The organism is Capnocytophaga sp. oral taxon 902, from assembly GCF_013394735.1.
In the GTDB taxonomy this organism is placed as follows: domain Bacteria; phylum Bacteroidota; class Bacteroidia; order Flavobacteriales; family Flavobacteriaceae; genus Capnocytophaga; species Capnocytophaga ochracea.
This window is the reverse complement of the sequence record NZ_CP058261.1, coordinates 1,872,550-1,895,776: the sequence shown is the minus strand read 5'-3', so window position 1 is coordinate 1,895,776 and position 23,227 is coordinate 1,872,550. Positions and strand designations below refer to the sequence as shown.

Sequence of the window (23,227 nt, the reverse complement as noted above, 5' to 3'; positions counted from 1 at the left end):
AATTTACCAATTTGGGAAAAGTGTAACTATGTATCCATTTGACCCTACAGCTATCTTAAATTCTCTTAGCCCTTTTGTAGTTTGAATTTTATATACATAAGAAAGACGGCTACTACTATCAATAGTTTTCTTAATATATTTTTCATTTTTTATAGCCTTGTATATGTTATCTACCATTTCTTTTATTTTTCCATTAAATAAATTTTGAAAATCTATTCTTCCATTCCATTTCCCCTCTATAATATGTTCTAACCCTGAAGTTTTACTTCCTTTCTCCAAAAATATTATCATACCATCTATATTTTTTGTAATAAATTCTAAATTTTCTTCTGTAAACTTCACTCCTTTTTCTCTGAGCTCTTGAATGAGTTTTTTGTTTAACAATTCAACTTTATCAGCATTCTTAACAATAAGTTTTCCTGTTTTTCCATTAACATCGGTAATTTCTTCGGTAATTTCAAAAAGTACTTGCTCTATTTTGCCTGCTTGAGGAAGTAACTCCCATAGCTGGTAAAAGTTTATCACTCGTGCCTAATCATCTATTCTTTTCATACTCCCATCGTCCTAATTCCTTTCGCTTTTCTAGCTGATGTAAAGCCAATTCCTTTATTTTTATATCATTAGTCTCAGATGCCAATTTTTCTAAAGCTAAAAGACTCTCAGGTTGTGGTTGAGCTCCTATAGCATAAATGATTTTTCGTATATAAGGATATTTAAAATCTTCTGGCTCTAAATACTTAGGAATATTTTTCAATGCTTTTAATAGAATAGGTATATTTTTTATATTATTATTATAAATAGATTGAAAAGCACTTACTATATTCTCGTGTTCATTATGGAAATTACATAGCAAGAACTCTTGGTATAAAGCTTCATAATCCTTTTCACTTAATCTTTTAGGTAATTCCCATAGTATAGAATTAAAAAATTGATTGTATCCTTCTTCATCTATACAATCTTTAACACTATATAACAAAGATCTCAATTCTTGAAAATTGGCTTTAAAATCTGTCTTTTTTTTAAAATCATTTGTGTCAATTTTCCAATGATACAAATCTTTTATTAACTCATAATCTTTTTGATTTATGTTCTTCATTTTATTTCACAATTTCAAATTTAACAATGTTCTCATTAAAAGTCTCTAATGCTTTCCCTTTTCCTAAACCAATATTAATTTGTTGTAATCCTTGTTTAGTACCCTCCGTTTTAAATAAAGCGCTTGTTTGTGTCCAGTTTTCCACACTGTTCACAGGAGGCATTTGAGAAAAATTTGTCATCATTTTTCGTGTTTTATCATTTCTAATTCCTATTTTTACTAATTTTTCTATTGTTCCTGTTTTCATCTGAAACTTTACAATAGTCCCATTATAACCAGTGTTTTTAATATATGTAAGAGTTGGAGAAGTGAATGTTTCAGAGGAAGCTGTTAATTTTCCTGTACTTTTTAGTGTTTCTAAATCTGTTTTTGTCATAGCCCTATAAAACACTTCTCCTTTTTCATAAACTTGATAATCTCCTATTTTTTTAACGAACTTTCCTAAATTAAGTTTTTCAACCAATTTACTTACCACTTTGGGAACAGCAACAGATTTGACAGCTCGAACTTGTCTTAATTCGAAAACCTTTTTCCCTTGAGATATCTTATAATAAGTACTTGAAGGAGCTATTGCTCCCACTGATAAAGCAATCTCAAAAGAAGGCCATAATTCTCTAAATCCCTCAATAAAATTAGCACTATTTTTTGCTCCAAGAAATTTCTTCTCTATTTCCTCAAGTGAAGTATTTTCATTCCAAGTAATAGATTTTGTAATATCTTTATGAATCTTTGAATAAGCTCTTGCGGTATAAGTACCATCTTTATTTTTTGTTATTTTAGACCATAGTTCCCCTGTCCAAATATAATATGTGGGATTAGCCTCCTTCCCTACTTTTATATGTCCTATATACTCTCCTTTTTCTGAAGGAGGATCGCCTTCTAATATTTTATATTTTTTTAGCTTATTAGGAATGCTATCCGAAACAGTAACATATAAAGTACTTACTTTCTCATCAGAAATACCATTTATAAGTTCCTCAAATTCTGATACAAACTCTTTTCTTTCTTTTTGTTCAGCAAAACCTACTTTGTACTTATCATACAGTTTTTCAGCCTTTTCTGTATTTGTTATAAGAGTTTCTTTTTCTTCTTTAGACAATTTCCCAGTAGAGACAGAAAACATCTTAGCTCCTATTTCTTTAAAAGCCGTTTTATCTTCTTCTGAAATACCTATTTCATCAGCATTGCTTAAATAGAAATCCCATTGTTTCTTTAATTCTTGAAGAGATTTAACATCTTCTTCTGTAAGCTTTTTCTTTTTAAAGATATTCTTAACATCATTAATTATACCACTCAGACTTTTGATTTCCACCACATTGCTCTCCGTTTCATCATAAGTCGTTACTAACTTCCCCTCTATGAGTTGGCGTTCGGTGTTGAGCTTGATGCCGTTGAACACTACCTTTATCTTAGTGTCTTGCAGATAAGGTACTTTCACATAACCTTCACCTGAGTATACGCCATTGTTACCCGTAGCGTTGAGCACCATTACCGGGAAATCACCTGCTGTAAAGGTCGTGTTAGGATACAGATTGTCCTGTAGTGGGTTAGTGTTCTTGATGCGTATTTCGGGTTTTACCCCACATTGCACTTGGCTCTTTTCATCTATCTGCTCGGTGGTAATAAACTCCTGTTCGGTGCTATACATATAGCTTTCTTCTCCAAATACCGAACTACTATAGGCTGTTTCTAAGCCACAGGCTACACCCACTTTGTAAATGTAGGTACGTCCGCGTTTAAGGTTCGTGAGCTTGGCATAGGGCATACTCACTTTTTGCGATTTCCAGCTTTTGCCTTTCTCGCGGTACATCACCTTGTACGGGTATTCCTGATTAGGCATCATCGCCTGAGCACTCCATCGCAGTTGTGCTGAGGTGCTCTCGGTTATCGCTGTGAGCATTTGTGGTTACATCACGAAGGGTCTATTTCAATATGTCAAAGAACGTGAAAAAAAATTAATCTAAACATTCTAAATCCTCTATATTGTAATAACAAAGATTTATTAGAAAGGTATCTTTATTATTCTTATACATATCCTTAAATGTTTGGTAGATAATATCTTTACTATAATTACTAAAAGTTGAATTAATAAACTTTATATTGTTAGCTTGGATTAGTAAATAAGTGTGTTGTGTAAAATAGTCCTCGACAAAAATTTTACACGGTTTGCAGTTGATTTTATTAGCGTATTGTAACTGAATTTTATTTGTGTTTAGGAGGTCAGTTGCTATAAAAGAGTTCCCGTTGAGTTTATAAATTATATTTTCTTTGTAATCAAAATACTCTTTAAAATTAAAGTTTATAAATATATTCTTTTTTAAAAACAAGTATTTAAAAAAGGTTAAGTCACTATTTCTTACAGTTTCACCCTCATTAGTTCTAAACCAAATAAATGTTACATTTTCTTTATCATCTTTTTGCAAACGAAGTTTACCTTCTTTTAAAAGATGGTAAATCCTATTATCTTTTTTCTGCATTACTTTTAAAAAAGTTTCATATGAGGGATTGCCTCCTTGACTTGCATAAAGATCATTATAATTTTTGTTTAATAAACTATTTTCTATATAAATAACATTAAATTGTACATCTAAGAATTCAATATATTTAACTATGAAAAAAGCTATTATTAATATAATAGAGCTATATGTAATTATTCTTTTCTTCATTTTTTCACCTTCCTAAGGATTAGATTATAAAAATTAGTTTTATGGATCTTATCATATTCTTTTATCACATTCTCTTTAGTCTCATTCTTGTTTTTGATATAATAGTATTTCCAAACTAAATCAATATCATCTTTTGAACTGAAAATTAATTTCGCTGTATAAATATTTTTGTCATTTAGGAACCATATTAGGTTTGTCTCTTTTGCGTTATAGGTTTAAATTACCTGCTTTTAGTTCGACACAGCATATATTAAATTCTTCTTTGGGTTTTATCTTAATCTCTCCTGTATAGTTTATTTTTTTTCCATTAATCACTATAGCATCTGCATATGAATATGTTATAAAAACCTAATGCTTCCATAGAAGATTTATAAGTTCTTCTTGGTATTTGCTCATACATCTTTTCAAAATAACCATTTTTACTTCTGATTTCAATCTTTTTCTCTAATCCCAAACAGATATTAACTTTTATTGCTTCTGTAGAAGCTACACCTGTACGAAAGTATTCTTCCCACTTCTTTATTGAATCTTCAGCTTCCTTTCTCCCAACATTTTGAGCTATCTGAACTAATGCATCAAGAAAAAGTTTAGGATTTTGACAATCAGGACAATTAGCAATAAAATCATCTATTAACTTTCTAATTTCATTTCTGAGGATTATCATCATCAAGGAATATTTTCATAACATTTAAGTATGCCTTTTTACAAAAAGGACACAAAACTTTTTCAGAAGTATTAATTATCAAAAACTAACTACTTCAATCCATTTTTGTTCTATCTTTTTCATAATTTATTCTTCCTTGTCTTAGTTAGCTGTTAATTCTATATCCGCAAAAGGGTACTGCTGAACTTTAAGTGTAAAACCAAGTAATGAATAGAGAATTAATATGACAAGACGAAGGAACATTATTACTTAGAAAAATATTTTGATAAGCGACTGCTATTCTTCTCTATAACATCAGCTAATTTGAAAATGTTTAAGGTGTTATCAATGTTTTTTATGCCCTTACATAAAAGCATTCTTATTTTCTTCTATAATATCACGCAAATTTCTAATCATTATGTTGCCTTCTTTTTCTATTACCTTTTTAAATTTCTGAAATTTAGGGTATTTTGGCGTCTCGGAAAAACAAATATCTACAAACACATCAAAATCTATTGTTGTTAAGACAAACAAAGTATTATTCTCTTTTGCGATATCTCTATCTAAAATCTGATTTCCCTTTTTTATGATGGGATCATTATCATAAAATTTCAATATAGAAAAGGTGTCATTAGAGCTATTTATATCTATAATTTCTTTTACTGCTAAACTATCTCTTTTTAAAAGTTCTATTGGTATTCTATATTTTTCTGAGATTTTTTCTTTTGATAAAACTTGCTTTTTTAGAACTACTCCACTTATAACATCGTGAAATTCTTTTTTATATTTCAAAGAATTCTTAATAGGTGTTCCTCTTGTGTTTTTGCTCATTTCCCCTGTTTTCGCTATTTCCTTTTTATAAAAGGGAGAAAATTGCTTATCTAATAAGTTAAAAACATTAATATTTGATGAATCATCATTTTTTATACAATTAAAAAAATCATCACATAGTTTTGTTATATTAATATTCTTTTCATTTTTTAAATAGTCAGACACTTTAGTAGTGTTTGTTCCGACCAAAAACAGTGCTATATCGAGATTTTCTCCCATATCTTTAACTATTAAACCCTGAGAGGAAGATTGAATGTAAAATACTGAATAGATAGGCTTAGGAAATGTGCTATTATAATTGATATACTTAACGAAAATATCTTCAGTAATACCATTATTAAAAATGTATTTAGAGTCTAACTGATAATAATTATTCTTATTATCATCATATAGTCTCATATTCTTTAAGTAATCCTCTTTCTTATAACTTGTAGGAATCTCATAAGGTTTGAAAAAATCTTCCAACTGTTGCTGAGTACTCAAATTGAAAAAATCACAAAACTGCTTTTCCACTGTGTTGATTGAAAATTTACATTTTTTACCTTTATAAAGAAATATATTCTCATAACTTTCTATAGTCAGTTTCCCTTCCACTTCATTTATAACGGCTAATTCCTTAGCTTCAAATTCAATTTGTCCAAAAGCTAAGATACTATTTAATAATAAAATAAAAGTTATTTGTAATTTCATTTTTCTCTTTATTTAATAAGATTAATACTTTGTGTTATCTATTATTGATTGTTTTTGAATTTATGAGTCTTCATCAAATGCCAGAAAACAATCATACCAACTATTCCAATAGAAGAAAAGATTATTCGCATTTTCTTCCATCGTGCAAATTCATTATCGTATACAACCATCACTTGATCAGAATGCTTAAATTTTAGTACCTTTATTGAATTTCCTATCTCAACATTTGGAATATTGAATTTTCCTGCAATATCATATACATTTTCATCTAAGTTTCTAATAAAATATACTTCTTGACTATCAATATACCCTCTCACAAAAACACTTGGTGACCCATTATCTTCTCCTCCACTGCCAGTATAATAATCTATCTTTGAGATAATCATTACTTTCGGAGAGTAATTCCCTGATAAAGCATCATATATCCGCTTAATGTCAAAAAGATTCATTATAAGAATCATAGAAGCTAATAAAAATAACCAAAGCTTAAAAAACCACATAGCATTCTATTTTATATCTATTTTTAAAGGAGGTGTTTCATACTTAATATCTTTCCAAATATATTTAAAATCACCACTAGGAATAATATTATACCCTCCTAAAGTCATTCCTCCTTTTATTCCTACATAAGGTTTTCCTATCCCTATTTTACCTTCTATCGATTTGTTTATATTAGAATATCTTATATTTCCCCAAGAAGATATTCCTGCATAAGGGTTTGCATTTATGTTTACAACTCCTAAATCAAGACCTAATTCTCCTCCTACTTGCAAATCTGCTTGAAGTCCAAAATTCATTGTAAAATCTTTTTCTATAAAATCTTTTTTATCATTACGTTTTTCATATTGCATTTGCCCACTTGCTATAAGTCCTATAATAGGCTTAAGATATATCTTCGCTTTTGCTAATTTTAAATCTGCTCCGTATGTAAAACCTTTAAAAACTAAATTAATTCCGCCTGAGAACCCACCTTTCCTTACTATATTGTAAAACCTTGTTGCTTTGTCTTCTTCTAAAAATTCTTCTCCTTGAAAAGAAATATTAAACTCTAACTTTCCTGTATTATCTAATTTATTCAAAACACTACCAATACTATTTACATATTCACTAAGTTTTCGTAAAGCATTTTGTACCGCAGGAGACACTACTTTTACAGAAATATCATAGCCATCAACCCATTTAATTTGTACACTTTTACTCGTTTGGGTAGGATTACCTGTTTTTACTGTTATTTTTTTATCTTGTTTTTCATTAATAGAGGTCTTGAAATCTAATTCCCCTTGATTTGTTTCAAACTCTTTGCTATTTACAGTCCAATTAATAAAACTCACAGGAATTTCTTCCTTAGGAATATTAGGTTTTATTTCAGCTATAAATTGAGTATCCCGCCTTTCCTTTTCTATAGAAGGAAAATTTACATAATATAAAGTCTCCCCACTTTTTGCTACTCTATTTCCATTTCTTAAATCAATAGCTTTTAACTCCGTAAGATCAAACTTCTTTACTTCCTTATCTATCTCTATTCGTACTCCTATAGAGTCTGGAACTTTAGCAAATGCATAAATATCCAATTTTAAAAGTTCTTCAGAATGTTTCTCTATGAAAAATGTTTTTTTCTTTTCAAATCCTGCTACTATAGTTTTTAAACCTCCTCCATTGGGATAATAAATATTAAAATTCACTTTAGTTGTATCTGCTACATCTCCCATTTCAAAGGTTTCGAGCATATTCCGCTTATAAGGAAGTTTTATTTTATCCCCTGTGTAGTATTTTTTATTTTTATGTTTAATATAATAAGTAACATCTCCTTTCTTGTTATTTTCAGGAGTTGTTTCTTTACTTTTTTGTAAATTGCTAGGTGATTCTGTTTGTTTTACTTCGTTTTCTTCAACTGCTATAGATGTATTAATTTCTGCTTCCTTTTTAGCCGTTTCTGTATATTCTCTTTCCTTCTCCTTAGCCCACTCTTCTAAACTTTTATCAAAATTCTCATCTTGTTCTCCAAAAAGAGCTATAGTTTCTTCTTTTTTCTTAGCTATTTCTCTCTTCAATTCTTCAGCAAATTCTTTCAGTCCCTTTATTTCCTTTGAAACTTCCACCACATTCCTCTCCGTCTCATCATAAGTCGTTACTAACTTCCCCTCTATGAGTTGCCGTTCGGTATTGAGCTTGATGCCGTTAAACACTACCTTTATCTTAGTGTCTTGCAAATAAGGTACTTTCACATAGCCTTCTCCTGAGTATACGCCATTGTTACCTGTAGCATTGAGCACCGTTACGGGGAAATCGCCTGCTGTAAAGGTGGTGTTAGCATACAGGTTGTCCTGTAGTGGGTTAGTGTTCTTGATGCGTATCTCAGGTTTTACCCCACATTGCACTTGACTCTTTTCGTCTATCTGCTCAGTGGTGGTAAACTCTTGTTCGGTGCTATACATATAGCCCTCCTCACCAAATACCGAGCTACTATGGGCTGTTTCTAAGCCACAAGCTACTCCCACTTTATAAATGTAAGTACGTCCCCGTTTGAGTCCTGTAACTTTGGCATAGGGCATACTCACTTTTTGCGATTTCCAGCTTTTGCCTTTCTCGCGGTACATCACCTTGTAAGGGTATTCCTGATTAGGCATCATCGCCTGAGCACTCCAGCGCAGTTGTGCCGAGGTGCTCTCGGTTATCGCTGTGAGAAACTTCGGCGCTTCACAATTGGAGACTAAATCAAAGTAAAATGTCTCAGAATTGCCGTTGTTTTTAAAGTACGACTGTTCGTTAGGATTATTGGGGTTATTTGTAAAAGCTCGTACCTGCCATACGTAGCGCTTGTTTTCCAACAGTATAGGCATCATATTAGTGTATGCCAAGGCTGGTGAAAAGGTTTTAGTTTGGTACACCAATCGTCCCGTCATAAACGCCTCTTCTGGCACCAATGCCAAGTCCCATACTTCTTTGAGGGTGAACTCATACTGCATAAAGGGGGCTACATCGCGGGGCATCCATTGGAAAACAATATGCTGAAAAGCGTTCTTTTTGGTAAGCACTTCTCCTTTTTGGGGCATTGTAAGCACAGGAGGTGAGTAGCGGCGCACTTGTATCATCGCGCGTCCTTTGTTGGATACGGGGCGTCCAGTAGCTATGTCGTAAAGCGACAAGCCAATAAAATAAGTACCCTCAGGAAGTAGTCCGTTATAAGTCGCCTCATTAATACCGTAGAGGTTTTCGTAGCGCAGTAGGGTCTTAAAATCTATATTGGTAAGAGTGCGTCGTACACCTGGGGAGAGGTTTACCAAATAGGGAGTAATATAGTCGGGTGTTTGGGCGATGACTTGTCCTTGGAAGTCCTCTAACGAGAAGCGGAGCACAAAGGGGCGTCCGCCGGTAGAGAGGTCTTTAAGCAGAAAGTGTGCTTGTATTTTCTGTTCAAAGGTGTCGGCATACCCTCTCAGACTCTGTGGATAGGGCGGAGTGACAAACACTTGCACGTCCACAGGGTATTGCTGAGCTTGCAAAGTGAAACTCAGCAAGGTTAAGAAAAAGAGTATGTAACGACGTAAGAACATTATTTTTAATGATTAACAATCATCTTCTGCACCATCACATCGCCACCTGCTTCTAAAATAACCAAATACTGTCCTGCTGATATTCTTCTATTTTCAATAGGAATGTCGAAAGTTGTGCCTTCTGGTTGCTCAATCGCAGGAAAAACCTCTCTGCCTAAAATATCTATACAATACACCTTTATTGCAGAAGCTCTCTTGAGATTTACCTTTATACGGAAAGTTCCATTGTTAGGATTACTAAAAATACCAAAATCATCTATGAGTACTTCTTTAGATGTATTTTCCTTACCAATACCCAATCGGTCTTTTTCTACCCAAAGCGTTTTGTATACGGTCTTCTCACAACCGTCCAAAAAGCCTTTTAAGCCTATGGTATAAGTTCCTTCGTTAGGAAAACGCACTTCTGCAGCTCCATTTTCTTCTTTGATAAGAGTCACTTCTCGAGGTAATACCCACTGGGTAGTGATACTGTGAGATAAGCTTACCAATTTTACTGTATAGTTGTAATATGAATTGGTAGCAGCCAAAAAGTCTACTTCTAATATCTTATCACTTTGTGAAACTTCAAAGGTTGTCGCCTCTTTACAGCCTTTCTGGTCAGTAATTTCTACTTTATAATTACCTTTTGTTGATACGGTAAAGGTAGGTTCGGTACTAAGGAGGCTACCTGTGCTATCTGTCCAACGGAAAGTAGCCGAAGGAAAAGCTGTACTTAAATCGAATGACCGACTGTCGCCTTGGCATATCGTGATTTGTGAAGGGATATTAATAACCGTTTTTTCAGGTTGCAATACTTCGTAAAACTGCTCTAACGCCGGACAGTCGCTTTGGTCACGAAATACTGCTTTGTATTTACCTGCTTTTAACCCACTGATAGTTTTACCTCCATTAGTAGTGCCTTGTGTAATGAGAGTACCCTCAGCATCATACCACGAAACATTAACAGCTCCTTTTCCTCCTGAGAGTGTAAGAGCTATCTTACCATCATTCCCCTCATAGCAGGTTACGGGAGTGATGATAGTGCTCACTACCTCCACTTCCTCAGGATAAGAAAGCACCACCTTTTCTTGCACGGAACAACCTCGACTATCACTTACGGTTACAAAATACTTCCCAGCCGATAGTCCTGTGATATGAGCGTCTGTATGCCCTGTATTCCAAAGATAGGTATAAGGAGGCGTACCTCCAGAGACTATAGCGGTCGCTTGCCCCCCATTAGGAGCACTACAGGTCATTTCTGATTTAGTAACCTTCAAGTAAAGAGGGTCAGGATAAGTAAGAGTATAAGTTCCGACAGCTTTATTTTCATTAGCATCTATAACTTCTACTTGATAGATACCATCTACAAGATCTGTAATAGTTTTATCTCTTGTTTCGGTATATGGCTTGTTAAATCTTTTCCATACATATCTGTAAGTAGGTACTCCTCCTTTAGCATTTACCGTCAGCGTACCATTACTATTGATGCTCGAATTATTATTGGGGTCACTATTACGAGGGTTACAACTGATAGGTGTAGCTTCAATGCTATTTATAATAAGTTCATCAGGCTCAGTAATGGTAATTTTCTTAGTAAGCGTACAACCATTTCTATCTTTAATAGTAAGCGTATAAGTATCTGCCCCTAAAAAATAGTAAAGAGCTAAAAACTCCCCCTTTTTTTCTCCTGTCCCCATATGAAGAGTGTTAATAAATTCTCCATTACTTGCTTGCAACTGAGTTGTATATCTATAACTATCGATCGGAGTCCCTCCGGTAATAATTGCTGAGATCATACCATCTTTACGCTTATAGCCCTTAGCATGTGTGATGAAGTTTACTTTCCCTTCATTAACAATAGTAATAGGCTTTGCAGGCCCTCCTATTTTTACAACCACAGGAGATACTACCCCATTTTTAAGAATCTGGCAATCGTTCTTATCGGTAATAGTAAAGGTATATGTTCCAGAGGGTAGATTTGAAAGATAGAGAAAATTATCATCATAGACAAAATTATCATCAACGAGCACAGGTTCTTCTCCATTTTTAATATATTTATAAGGGGGTGTACCACCTGAAATTTCAAGAGTTATCACACCCTTAGACTCTCCGAAACATTGATTATCATTCTTATAATACAAAAAAGAATTTAAAGGTTCTGGGACAGCAACTGTAAATCTACCTTTATGTTGTGCATCATCTGTATATAAGGGAATATCTTTTCTTTGCCCATTATTATTTAGGTAGTAAAATTTTCCCATTATATCTATCTGATAATTAGTAGTTACAGAAGCAGTACGAAGTACCACATTATCTATGCGGTCGTGTTGTAAGAAATATTCTGTTAAATCTTTAGGTAAACCATCAATATCTCCTCCTTTTTCATTCTCCCCTGCTTTTATGAAAGAAAAACCATTGAATACTTCACCTAAATAAGCATCTCTATTTTTCTTATATTGTTCTAAACTACCTAATAATTTCCTGCTGAGCTGGATAGTAACAGTAGCTGTAGTTTCATTACTATTACATAAAGGAGATTGGATATTTTTTATTGTAATGAAAGGAGCTGCTTGTGTAACGGTAAGAGGTAATACCTCAGAAGAAGAACACACTAAACCAGTATCTTTATCATAAGATACTACTCTGAAGTAAATAGGTTTGCCAATCATCTCTTCTGCTCTTGCTTTACTTCCTAAAACATCTTCAGCAGAGACTTCTATGCTTTGTTTTTGTTGGAATTTTGCAGGAAGAGGTTCCCAATTATAATCATCTAACCAACTAAACCACCACCTCTTTTTCTCTGTTGCATATTCATAATGATATAAATCATTATCAAAAACTTCCTTAGCTATAAGAGGAACTTTGACATCAATAGGGAGAAATTTAGCACTATTGTTATCAGAGGTTTTCAAAGTATGAAGGGGAACGACATAAAAATCATAAGAGTAACTTAAAGATGCTCCATGTCCATCCCCTTCTTTGCTATCATGCAATATCTTACAAAAAACAACATTAATAGGCACATTAAAGTCCTCATCATCTCCATCACAATCATATCTATTCCAACCAAGTCTTTGTATGTGACCTTGATACCTTATTGTTAAGGGCTTTTCATTATAAAAATATTTAAGTGGGTTATAAAAGTTATTTTCAGTAGAAAAGTTTTTCTCTCGCTCATTTATAAAAATCCTATTCCATTTACCACACAACTTTCTTCCTCCTCCACTCCCGTAGAAGCCAACTCCCCCCGATATATAATAATTATTATTTTTTTTGATATTTAAATCTATATCAATTGTTCTGTCTTGAGCAAAAACACTTATACTAGCAACAAGAAATGATATAAAGTAAAGTAATTTATAAGCCATTGTCTCAGATCTTTAAGTTTTTTTCAATAAGGTAATCCTAATATTTGAAAAACAAAGGAACATTATTCCTTCACATAGACTCTTTTTTCAATTTCAGTTCCATTTCCCATATCATTTTTTTCACTATGAATTAGAGTTAATTTATTTTCTACAATTGAAAAAGTATAAGTATATGTCTTTTTTTCAGTATCAGATAATATAAGTTTATTATTAGATATAACATAGCTAAATGCATTAGAACTCTCTTTACATTCATCTATCTCTTTATTAAAATTAGTATTTACGTATTGCTTTTCTGTAAAGAGAATGTAACTTTTCTTTCTGCACTCATTTAAAACTATTTCTTCCCCTTCATCAGTTATAGATTCAATTTTCCACGTTCCAATCAATGCTTTTTTAGCATCATCTTGAGAGGTAGGGGTTGGGTTGTCATTGTTGCTTTTTCCACAGGCGGTGGCTAATAATGTTAAGGCAATAAAAGCCAAAGTAAAGATTTTTTTCATTGTACAAAGGTTTTTAAATTATTAATGCGACAAAAGTAGTGTGTTTTTTTGAGATATGCAAAAAATGTGAGATGTTTTTCTTACAGATCTACTTATTCCTTTTCTGCATCAGAAAACTTATCTAAAAAAATACTCTCTCCTTCTCTCCTTTGTTTTTCTTTCGTTTTATTTCCCTAAAATCACTGTTAATTCTTCACTTTTAGCTATTCATTATCAACTCTTTATATTCCCTTTCTATACCAATCTTCCAAGATTCGTATAAGCTTCCTATAAGCTCTCTATAAGCTAAGCATAAGATTCCTTCAAGCAAAAAGCACCTTTCACATTTATTTATACTTTCGTTTTCTTATCTTTTAAAAGTAATAAAGCTACCAAGTGTTCTCTTTTGGCTTTCTGTTGGTTGTAAATTTAGCGATGACTGCATTTGTTCAGGGCTATAGGTAGAAAGGTCACCAAACTCGTTTTCTGTTGGCAAAGTGCCGTTTTTGAGTTGGTCGCTAATATCAAAAGGTTTTTCAGTGGTGATGTGTAGTGTTACCCCTACTTTTTCATAAATCTGCTGTACTTGATCGATTGCCTCTTGAAGGTTTTGTCCGCTTTGAGTAGGCACTAAAGCTACATTTACTTCTTTAGGCGAGAGGTGTACTAAAATACATTTGCCAATGAGTTCTTCTTTTTTGCCTTTTTTGTCTTTCTTTTCTTTGGCAACGACCCATAATTCTTCCTGCGCAAAGTCGAAAGCTCCCTTACGTGTGATTTTATATAGTCCTTCTCCTTTGCTTTCAGCATCTACTTTTACACCATTTTCTGTATGGAAGAAGAAATCGTATTTGGTAGTATCGGCGGGTTGTATGCGCAGTTCAAAACTGATTTATTTTTTATATCTAATATGTCAAAGAACGTAATACGAAAAAAAAACTTAAAAAATCTCTTTTTCTAATTTTTTGCATTCCTCAAATAAACATTCCATATCTATTGAATTATAAAAAAAAATAAATTCTCCTTCTAATTCTTTTTTCAATAACTTAGCAGATTCAATAGTTCTCCTTATAAAAATATAGTCCCTAATCTTATCATTATGTAGAGGTTCTGCAGGATATTCATTATTATATGTCTCTTGATATAACCTATCTAATTCTATGATCTCTTCTTTTAAATAGGTATTAATAGGAAGATCAACAATATCTATGTTATCAGCTCCCATATCGTCATCATATATCCATATAGGAGAACACTTGTATTCAAAAAAATATCTTATCTTTTTCATAATTACTTTAATGATTTCATATTTGCACTAACTCTATAACATTTTTCCTGCTTTAAGAAGATTTTTTCATTCATTCTCTTCAATGTATTTTTGAAACTTTACTTGGAACTTTTCTCCTTCTTGATTAGTTACAGCTCTTAAATTTTTTATAGGTATAGATTTTATATCTACCTCTTCTCCCTTTTCAAAAGTCCAATTTTCTATAATATAATATGTAGGAGAAAAATCTTCTAAATTATTCCATAGGAACCATTCATTAGATCATCACTATTAGTAATAATCCCTAAATCATATAATTTCATCTTATTTAGCAAATCCATCAAAAGGTGTTTTCTTTGTCTTAGCTGTTAATTCTATATCCGCAAAAGGGTACTGCTGAACTTTAAGTGTAAAACCAAGTAATGAATAGAGAATTAATTTGACAAGACGGAGGGATATTATTACTTAGAAAAATATTTTGATAAGCGACTGCTATTCTTCTCTATAACATCAGCTAATTTGAAAATGTTTAAGGTGTTATCGGCATCTTTAACAGATGCTTTCAATTGATTAATTTCAAGGTATTTTGGATTATCATCGTCTACTTCAAACTGAGAAAAAGCTTCATTTTGTAATTTTAATATTATTGTAATTGCTTCAGATATTTTATTATCTGAATTATCTAACCATTTCCAAATATTCCCTTCTTTCTTAAAAATAGCTACTTTATGAGTCATCTTTCTGTCTTTAAGGGCATATTTTATATAATAATACTCTGAAAGATTGTATTCTAAAATTATTCTTGAATATAAAATGATTTCTTTTCTTTCATCTGGAGTACTTTTTAAAAAGAAATCTGAATATTTTTGTGTTAATAAATCTTTAGGCTTATTACCTTCTGATACTTTTTGATAGATAGAGTCAGATTTTTGAGCATTTATTTGATAATCATAATAAGAAGCTTTTTTAAATTGAAAACTCCCTATACAATTTACTTTGTTACTTTCATACTCACCTTGAATTTGAGAAAAAGTTAGGTTAGAAAGTAATGATAAGCTCATAAAACATAAGAGCTTAATAGTTTTATAATATAGAATGTTCATCTTTTAGTTCTTTTAATATTGGATCTTCAGTTTCTGATAGCTTATCCAATTCAATAGATAATTTATTAAAATCTAATACCGTATTATTAGAAGTGATTTTGGGCTTTATCTTCACTAATACTTCTTTATCATAAATTCCTTGTATTATAGAATCATATATATCAGGTTTAATCTTAAGTATTGTTAGAGCAATATTATTTACCTGACTTGTATTTGTTTTAAACCAAGTACCATTATATTTTTGCATAACAAAGATACCTGCTTGTGGCTTGAGATCTTCTTCACTAAAAAAATATATTTTCAAAATAGCAGTAGGAATGTTATCAATTCTAAATTCTGTTTTATTAATCAATTCAAAATAGTTTTTCTTCTTATTTATTGACTTAATTCTATTATATTCCCTTTTGGTCTTTTCTCTGATATAAGAGGCTCCTCCTAACGTGTTCTTTATATCCCATTCTTTACTTGAACAAGAAAAAACGGATTGTACAAGTTGTCCTGGAGTTTCATTTTTTACTTCAGTAACACTTTTTAGAGTAGAAAAAAACTTTCACTCTATCGTACTTGAAATAACTTATATCTTCAATATTATAGGAATAAATTCTATTATATTGCTGTGAAAAAATACAATGTATCACAAAATACATTGATATCAATATGTAAATTTTCTTGTCTTTCATCTTATCAAATTTTAATTTATTATTCTCTGTCTTCTATTCTTTTATCTTATGTTTAATAATATATTTACAGAATCTGTTAATAATTAGTAGAAATAACCAATAGATAAAAAAAATCAACTGTTTCATTAAATAGGACGTTATAGGAACTTTTTTTTCAGTCTCTTTCCCTGGATATGCGTATTTAGCTCCTTTCCGATACCAAATATATGAAAAATTTTTACCCTCTTTTTTCTCTATATAAGAGTTAAAATCTTCCCAATCAAGTGTTCCAAATTCAATAGCTGTGGAGTAGTTATCTAATGTTTTTGAATATCCTCTAAAATATGCGACTTTACTTACTGCTTTGGAATGATTGATATAAAAAGAATCTATTTCAATATACTTCTTCACATATTCTGTGTGATTTATAATAAAATCTCGATGCTGTAAAACATTAAGAAAAGAAATTATCAAAGGGATTCCTAAAATACCCAATAAGAAAAAAGTTATATAGTAAAAGATTCTTAATTTTATCACAACTTAAACCTCCCTTCTTTTAATGGAATCTTATCCGTAATACTCCAACTTTTGCCTATATCTACTAATTCAAACTCTAAAACACCTTTTGATTTTATCTTAGCTTTAACACAACATCCTATAACATTCTCACATAAAAGCATTCTTATTTTCTTCTATAATATCACGCAAATTTCTAATCATTATGTTGCCATCTTTTTCTATTACCTTTTTAAATTTCTGAAATTTAGGATATTTTGGCGTCTCGGAAAAACAAATATCTACAAACACATCAAAATCTATTGTTGTTAAGACAAATAAAGTATTATTCCCTTTTGCGATATCTCTATCTAAAATCTGATTTCCCTTTTTTATGATGGGATCATTATCATAAAATTTCAATATAGAAAAGGTGTCATTAGAGCTATTTATATCTATAATTTCTTTTACTGCTAAACTATCTCTTTTTAAAAGTTCTATTGGTATTCTATATTTTTCTGAGATTTTTTCTTTTGATAAAACTTGCTTTTTTAGAACTACTCCACTTATAACATCGTGAAATTCTTTTTTATATTTCAAAGAATTCTTAATAGGTGTTCCTCTTGTGTTTTTGCTCATTTCCCCTGTTTTCGCTATTTCCTTTTTATAAAAGGGAGAAAATTGCTTATCTAATAAGTTAAAAACATTAATATTTGATGAATCATCATTTTTTATACAATTAAAAAAATCATCACATAGTTTTGTTATATTAATATTCTTTTCATTTTTTAAATAGTCAGACACTTTAGTAGTGTTTGTTCCGACCAAAAACAGTGCTATATCGAGATTTTCTCCCATATCTTTAACTATTAAACCCTGAGAGGAAGATTGAATGTAAAATACTGAATAGATAGGCTTAGGAAATGTGCTATTATAATTGATATACTTAACGAAAATATCTTCAGTAATACCATTATTAAAAATGTATTTAGAGTCTAACTGATAATAATTATTCTTATTATCATCATATAGTCTCATATTCTTTAAGTAATCCTCTTTCTTATAACTTGTAGGAATCTCATAAGGTTTGAAAAAATCTTCCAACTGTTGCTGAGTACTCAAATTGAAAAAATCACAAAACTGCTTTTCCACTGTGTTGATTGAAAATTTACATTTTTTACCTTTATAAAGGGACATATTCTCATAACTTTCTATAGTCAGTTTCCCTTCCACTTCATTTATAACGGCTAATTCCTTAGCTTCAAATTCAATTTGCCCAAAAGCTAAGATACTATTTAATAATAAAATAAAAGTTATTTGTAATTTCATTTTCCTCTTTAATTAATAAGATTAATACTTTGTGTTATCTATTATTGATTGTTTTTGAATTTATGAGTCTTCATCAAATGCCAGAAAACAATCATACCAACTATTCCAATAGAAGAAAAGATTATTCGCATTTTCTTCCATCGTGCAAATTCATTATCGTATACAACCATCACTTGATCAGAATGCTTAAATTTTAGTACCTTTATTGAATTTCCTATCTCAACATTTGGAATATTGAATTTTCCTGCAATATCATATACATTTTCATCTAAGTTTCTAATAAAATATACTTCTTGACTATCAATATACCCTCTCACAAAAACACTTGGTGACCCATTATCTTCTCCTCCACTGCCTGTATAATAATCTATCTTTGAAATAATCATTACTTTCGGAGAGTAATTCTCTGATAAAGCATCATATATCCGCTTAATGTCAAAAAGATTCATTATAAGAATCATAGAAGCTAATAAAAATAACCAAAGCTTAAAAAAACACATAGCATTCTATTTTATATCTATTTTTAAAGGAGGTGTTTCATACTTAATATCTTTCCAAATATATTTAAAATCATCATTAGGAATGATATTGTATCCGAAGCTGTTTAAACTTTTTCACTCAAAAAAAAATAACTCCTTGACAAGAAATACAATAGTTTAAACTCTAATCATCTATTCTTTTCATACTCCCATCGTCCCAATTCTTTTCTCTTTTCAAGCTGATGTAAAGCCAATTCCTTTATTTTTATATCATTAGTCTCAGATGCCAATTTTTCTAATGCTAAAAGACTCTCAGGTTGTGGTTGAGCTCCTATAGCATAAATGATTTTTTTTATATATGAATATTTAGAAATCTCATCTTGTAAATATTCAGGAATATTATTTATTGCTTTTAGTAAAATAGGTATATTCTCAATATTGTTATTCCATGTAAATTGAAATAGAGTAACTATATCTTCATTTTCTATATGCCATTTTTCACATAATAATTCCCTATTAATACCTTCAAATAGAGAAATATTATTTATAGGAACAAGTCTTAGATAACTAAGATATTCCTTATTTTTCAGTTTAATAGCTTCTAAATATTTTTGAAGTATAAAATTATCATTTTGATAATTTGGCAATTTCTTATAAAATTCGTTTAATGATATATCTGAGGAAGCAAAATCTAAGATAGTATCTTTTTCTATTTGTGTCATTTTTTAATAATTTTTATAAGTTGAAATTCAATTATATTATTATTGAATTGATTCAAACCTTTTCCTTGACCTAAAGCGATATTAATTTGTTTTGTATTTGAGTTTCTTAATGTCTCTACTTTAAAACGAGTGTGTGTTTGATTCCAATTTCCACCAATATCTTTTGCTGTAGGCATTTTCCCAAATTTTCTTTCAACTAAAGGGTTACCATCAGTAACACCTATTTCTCTTAGTTCATCAATAGTACCTCTTTTTACCTTAAACTGAACTAATATTCCTTCATAGCCTTCTGAAAAAGCCATATTAGGTGAGGTAGTAGTCTCTCCTGTAGCCCGCATTTTATTTGTTCTTAAAAGTTCATCATAATGTTCTTTAGACATAGTGCGATAAAACACTTCTCCTTTTTCGTAAACTTCGTAATCACCTATCTTCTTAATAAACTTACCTAAATTAAGTTTTTCAACTAACTTAGAAATACTCTTTCCTGCAATTCTTGTAACTTCCTCAGCAATGTTATTAGGTAAAGTTATTCTATTTCTATTAGCACTTTCTAATGTTTCTTAGGCTATTTCTAGAACGATTCTACCTTGTGAGTCTTTTCCTACAATGAGTTTTCCTGTTTTTCCATTAACATCGGTAATTTCTTCGGTAATTTCAAAGAGTACTTGCTCTATTTTGCCTGCTTGAGGAAGTAACTCCCATAGCTGGTAAAAGTTTATTACTCGTACCTAATCATCTATTCTTTTCATACTCCCATCGTCCCAATTCTTTTCTTTTTTGAAGCTGATGTAAAGCCAATTCCTTTATCTTTATATCATTAGTCTCAGATGCTAATTTTTCTAATGCTAAAAGACTCTCAGGTTGTGGTTGAGCTCCTATAGCATAAATGATTTTTCGTACATAAGGATATTTGAAATCGTCGTCTTCTAAATACTCAGGAATGTTGTCTATTGCTTTTAATAGGATTGGAATGTTTTCAGTATTGTTGTTAAAAATAGTCTGAAAGGCACTTGCCATCTCTTCGTGTTCATGATGAAACTTTTGTAATAAAAACTCTTGATATATTTCCTCTTTTTCCTTAAAAGTTAAAATTTTAGGTAAACGCCAAAAAAGAGCCTCGAAGTAATTATTGTCATTATACTCATTAATTCTATTCTTTGTTTCATATAATAATTCCTTTAAGATTTTTTTATTTGCCATAAATTTTGTAAGAGTTTTAAAATCTTCAATAGAAATTTTTCTTTCACATAATAAAAGTATTAGTTCTTTATCTTTTTCTGTTATTCCCATTTTATTTTATTATTTCAAAATTAATAATATTCTCATTAAAAGTCTCTAATGCCTTTCCTTTTCCTAATCCTATATTAACTTGTTCTATATTGTAATTTCCACCTTCGGTTTTAAATAAAGCATTATTAGTTGTCCATCCTTTTTTTACTCTATCCATTTTTGAAAAGTTCAACATCATTTTTTCCCCACTATCATTCCTAACGCCTATTTTTACTAATTTTTCTATTGTTCCTGTTTTCATCTGAAACTTTACAATAGTCCCATTATAACCAGTGTTTTTAATATACGTAAGAGTTGGAAAAGTAAATGTTTCAGAGGAAGCTGTTAATTTTCCTGTACTTTTTAGTGTTTCTAAATCTGTTTTTGTCATAGCCCTATAAAACACTTCTCCATTTTCATAAACTTCATAATCACCTATCCTCTTAATAAACTTACCTAAATTAAGTTTTTCAACTAATTTAGAAATACTCTTTCCTGCAATTCTTGTAACTTCCTCAGCAATGTTATTAGGTAAAGTTATTCTATTTCTATTAGCACTTTCTAATGTCTCTTGGGCTAATTGTTGGATTTCTCTACTTGTATAAATATCTGCGGATAAAGTAATTGCATTTATAGCGAATATTAATTGTCTGAGTTTCTGGCAAACTTCCTCATTTTCGCAACCCTCACCATAAGTTAAGAAAATATCAGCAGTAGCACTTCCTACTTCAACTCCCCCAATAACTGTTTTAAGTTTCCTATACGCTTGAGGAACTTCCTGTATACCTTTTAAACTATTTAAGCCTATTACAAAAGAATATGTATCAATATAACCTGATAAATAATTGAAAAAGGCATCAGAATTCCTTTGGTCTAACAAAATATAGGCAACAAAAGCAGGAATTCGTTTGTTTTCTAATTTTAAATTATCCTTATCAACTACTATGTAATCTAAGGCTTCAAAAGCTGCTGCAGATAAGGTTTTATCTGTTGTAAGTCTTACTTTAGGGGTAGCATACTGTAAATCAAAATGAATCTTTCCCTTTTCTATTTTTAAGATATGAGCATCAAACTTCCCTTTCTTGACTACAATATCCTGTTTTGCTTCTTCTTTAAAAGGAGTCCTTCCCCAAATTCTTAAAATCTCATTTATAAGGCGTTTTCTATTGTCTTCTCTACCTCCAAAGATAGAAGAATCGTCTAAACTATAAGCTAAGTCAGCCAATAATTTGTCTTCTGTTGAAAGTTTGGTTAAAAACTCTTGTTCTTGACCTTCTGGAATATTGTGCAAAATATCCAAGATTAAATCCTCTTCTGCTTCACGAGAGCTTCTTTTTATAAGAGCCTTTATAAGACCGATTCGTTCTTGTGGTGTAAAGTGAGCTAATCCACAAATAGCACTATTTTTGAGTTGTTCGAACTCTGTATCATCTATTTTACCATCTTCTAAGTACCCCCCAGTAACACTAACTTCCTCTAAATAGACAATATCATCTTTTGAACTATCTAGTACAGAACTTTGTTGATTTGAAGCTACTTGAGAAAGAGGTTTTCCTGACAAATAATCGGCAAAGGAATAGTTATCTGTCCCTGCTGAAGTATGTGTAGTCAGAATTTGTAACTTCTCAAAATCATATTGAGTGAAAGCTCCCATTCCAGGTGGGGTGGCTGTACCTCCTATTATTTCTTTTGGGAAATTCCATTTTCTATTCTTACTAATTAAGAACTTAACAGAAACTTTATAAGATGAACGACCTCTTAAACTTACTTGATAAACACGACTTTCAAAGCTATCGTTAGGCAATAAATCATCAAAATATTTTAAATCACTATCTGAGATAGGCTTGTAGTTCTTTTCAGAAAGATAGTAACAACGTATCTGTTGTAATATTTTGCTTCTAACCATTTTCCTTTATATTCACCCTCTTTTTGTCCTTGGAAGGCGTATAACTTCACTTTAGGGTCGTTGATTTGCTTCCAATCGCGGTAGAAGAAGTCTTGCCCATCATTGTAATCCATTAGGGCGGTAGTTTTACCTTTGTCGGCATTTTTACCTTTGAAAGGGTGTTCGAGTTTGAAGATGCCGTGCCCTAGTTCGTGGGCTATGGTGCGTGCATTGGCGCTGTATACAAAGCCGTACTGCCCACCTAATCGCATATAACCATGATTGCCTGTGCCGTCGTTTACCAAAAAGATGTAATATGTGTTGTCTTTTGGCTTTCTGTTGGTTGTAAATTTAGCGATGACTGCGTTTTGTTCAGGACTATAGGTAGAAAGGTCGCCAAACTCGTTTTCTGTGGGCAAAGTGCCGTTTTTGAGTTGGTCGCTAATATCAAAGGGTTTTTCAGTGGTGATGTGTAGTGTTACCCCTACTTTTTCATAAATCTGCTGTACTTGAGCGATTGCCTCTTGAAGGTTTTGTCCACTTTGAGTAGGCACTAAAGCTACATTTACTTCTTTAGGCGAGAGGTGTACTAAAATACATTTGCCAATGAGTTCTTCTTTTTTGCCTTTTTTGTCTTTCTTTTCTTTGGCAACGACTCATAATTCTTCCTGCGCAAAGTCGAAAGCTCTCTTACGAGTGATTTTGTATAG

The 23,227-nt window shown here is 31.3% G+C and carries 22 protein-coding genes; all 22 read right to left on the bottom strand.

Annotation, left to right across the window (positions count from 1 at the left end; genetic code table 11):
• Nucleotides 1-3 precede the first annotated feature (3 nt).
• Nucleotides 4-525 carry a hypothetical protein gene (locus HW278_RS08170; RefSeq protein ID WP_178977504.1) on the bottom strand — a complete coding sequence of 174 codons (522 nt, stop codon included), beginning with the start codon at nucleotides 523-525 and terminating at the stop codon, nucleotides 4-6.
• Nucleotides 526-535: 10 nt separating this feature from the next.
• Nucleotides 536-1,096 carry a hypothetical protein gene (locus tag HW278_RS08165; RefSeq protein ID WP_178977503.1) on the bottom strand — a complete coding sequence of 187 codons (561 nt, stop codon included), beginning with the start codon at nucleotides 1,094-1,096 and terminating at the stop codon, nucleotides 536-538.
• A gap of 1 nt (nucleotide 1,097) precedes the next feature.
• On the bottom strand, nucleotides 1,098-2,996 hold the full coding sequence (locus HW278_RS08160) for a fibronectin type III domain-containing protein (protein WP_178977502.1): 1,899 nt from the start codon (nucleotides 2,994-2,996) through the stop codon (nucleotides 1,098-1,100).
• A 55-nt stretch (nucleotides 2,997-3,051) separates the two neighbouring features.
• Nucleotides 3,052-3,762, bottom strand: coding sequence for a hypothetical protein (locus HW278_RS08155; protein ID WP_178977501.1), 711 nt, complete (start codon nucleotides 3,760-3,762; stop codon nucleotides 3,052-3,054).
• A gap of 307 nt (nucleotides 3,763-4,069) precedes the next feature.
• Nucleotides 4,070-4,429, bottom strand: coding sequence for a hypothetical protein (locus HW278_RS08150; RefSeq protein ID WP_178977500.1), 360 nt, complete (start codon nucleotides 4,427-4,429; stop codon nucleotides 4,070-4,072).
• Nucleotides 4,430-4,768: 339 nt separating this feature from the next.
• Complete coding sequence (locus tag HW278_RS08145; protein ID WP_178977499.1) at nucleotides 4,769-5,926, bottom strand: hypothetical protein; 1,158 nt, start codon at nucleotides 5,924-5,926, stop codon at nucleotides 4,769-4,771.
• Nucleotides 5,927-5,967: 41 nt separating this feature from the next.
• Nucleotides 5,968-6,426 carry a hypothetical protein gene (locus tag HW278_RS08140; protein ID WP_178977498.1) on the bottom strand — a complete coding sequence of 153 codons (459 nt, stop codon included), beginning with the start codon at nucleotides 6,424-6,426 and terminating at the stop codon, nucleotides 5,968-5,970.
• A 6-nt stretch (nucleotides 6,427-6,432) separates the two neighbouring features.
• Complete coding sequence (locus tag HW278_RS12625; protein WP_255493575.1) at nucleotides 6,433-9,480, bottom strand: fibronectin type III domain-containing protein; 3,048 nt, start codon at nucleotides 9,478-9,480, stop codon at nucleotides 6,433-6,435.
• A gap of 5 nt (nucleotides 9,481-9,485) precedes the next feature.
• Nucleotides 9,486-12,827 carry a T9SS type A sorting domain-containing protein gene (locus tag HW278_RS08130; protein ID WP_178977497.1) on the bottom strand — a complete coding sequence of 1,114 codons (3,342 nt, stop codon included), beginning with the start codon at nucleotides 12,825-12,827 and terminating at the stop codon, nucleotides 9,486-9,488.
• Nucleotides 12,828-12,889: 62 nt separating this feature from the next.
• Complete coding sequence (locus tag HW278_RS08125; protein ID WP_178977496.1) at nucleotides 12,890-13,330, bottom strand: lipocalin family protein; 441 nt, start codon at nucleotides 13,328-13,330, stop codon at nucleotides 12,890-12,892.
• A gap of 346 nt (nucleotides 13,331-13,676) precedes the next feature.
• Complete coding sequence (locus tag HW278_RS08120; protein WP_178977495.1) at nucleotides 13,677-13,940, bottom strand: hypothetical protein; 264 nt, start codon at nucleotides 13,938-13,940, stop codon at nucleotides 13,677-13,679.
• Nucleotides 13,941-14,249: 309 nt separating this feature from the next.
• Nucleotides 14,250-14,597, bottom strand: coding sequence for a hypothetical protein (locus tag HW278_RS08115; RefSeq protein WP_111972892.1), 348 nt, complete (start codon nucleotides 14,595-14,597; stop codon nucleotides 14,250-14,252).
• Nucleotides 14,598-15,037: 440 nt separating this feature from the next.
• Nucleotides 15,038-15,637, bottom strand: coding sequence for a hypothetical protein (locus HW278_RS08110; protein ID WP_178977494.1), 600 nt, complete (start codon nucleotides 15,635-15,637; stop codon nucleotides 15,038-15,040).
• A gap of 22 nt (nucleotides 15,638-15,659) precedes the next feature.
• Complete coding sequence (locus HW278_RS08105) at nucleotides 15,660-16,031, bottom strand: hypothetical protein (protein WP_178977493.1); 372 nt, start codon at nucleotides 16,029-16,031, stop codon at nucleotides 15,660-15,662.
• Between the two features lie 361 nt (nucleotides 16,032-16,392).
• Entirely contained in the window at nucleotides 16,393-16,749 is a 357-nt protein-coding gene (locus HW278_RS08100; protein WP_178977492.1) for a hypothetical protein, read from the bottom strand.
• Between the two features lie 255 nt (nucleotides 16,750-17,004).
• Entirely contained in the window at nucleotides 17,005-18,162 is a 1,158-nt protein-coding gene (locus tag HW278_RS08095) for a hypothetical protein (protein WP_178977491.1), read from the bottom strand.
• A gap of 41 nt (nucleotides 18,163-18,203) precedes the next feature.
• Nucleotides 18,204-18,611 carry a hypothetical protein gene (locus HW278_RS08090; RefSeq protein ID WP_178977490.1) on the bottom strand — a complete coding sequence of 136 codons (408 nt, stop codon included), beginning with the start codon at nucleotides 18,609-18,611 and terminating at the stop codon, nucleotides 18,204-18,206.
• A 218-nt stretch (nucleotides 18,612-18,829) separates the two neighbouring features.
• The gene (locus HW278_RS08085; protein WP_178977489.1) at nucleotides 18,830-19,363 is read right to left on the bottom strand and encodes a hypothetical protein; all 534 of its coding nucleotides are present in this window, start codon (nucleotides 19,361-19,363) and stop codon (nucleotides 18,830-18,832) included.
• Nucleotides 19,360-19,743, bottom strand: coding sequence for a hypothetical protein (locus HW278_RS08080; RefSeq protein WP_178977488.1), 384 nt, complete (start codon nucleotides 19,741-19,743; stop codon nucleotides 19,360-19,362). The genes HW278_RS08085 and HW278_RS08080 overlap by 4 nt, the downstream gene beginning before the upstream one ends.
• Before the next feature lie 352 nt (nucleotides 19,744-20,095).
• Nucleotides 20,096-20,653 (bottom strand): hypothetical protein, encoded by a 558-nt coding sequence (locus HW278_RS08075; RefSeq protein WP_178977487.1) that lies wholly within the window; start codon nucleotides 20,651-20,653, stop codon nucleotides 20,096-20,098.
• A 1-nt stretch (nucleotide 20,654) separates the two neighbouring features.
• Nucleotides 20,655-22,538: a hypothetical protein gene (locus HW278_RS08070; RefSeq protein ID WP_178977486.1), complete on the bottom strand. Its 1,884-nt coding sequence runs from the start codon at nucleotides 22,536-22,538 to the stop codon at nucleotides 20,655-20,657.
• Nucleotides 22,454-23,071 (bottom strand): hypothetical protein, encoded by a 618-nt coding sequence (locus tag HW278_RS12620; protein ID WP_255493573.1) that lies wholly within the window; start codon nucleotides 23,069-23,071, stop codon nucleotides 22,454-22,456. The genes HW278_RS08070 and HW278_RS12620 overlap by 85 nt, the downstream gene beginning before the upstream one ends.
• Nucleotides 23,072-23,227 lie beyond the last annotated feature (156 nt).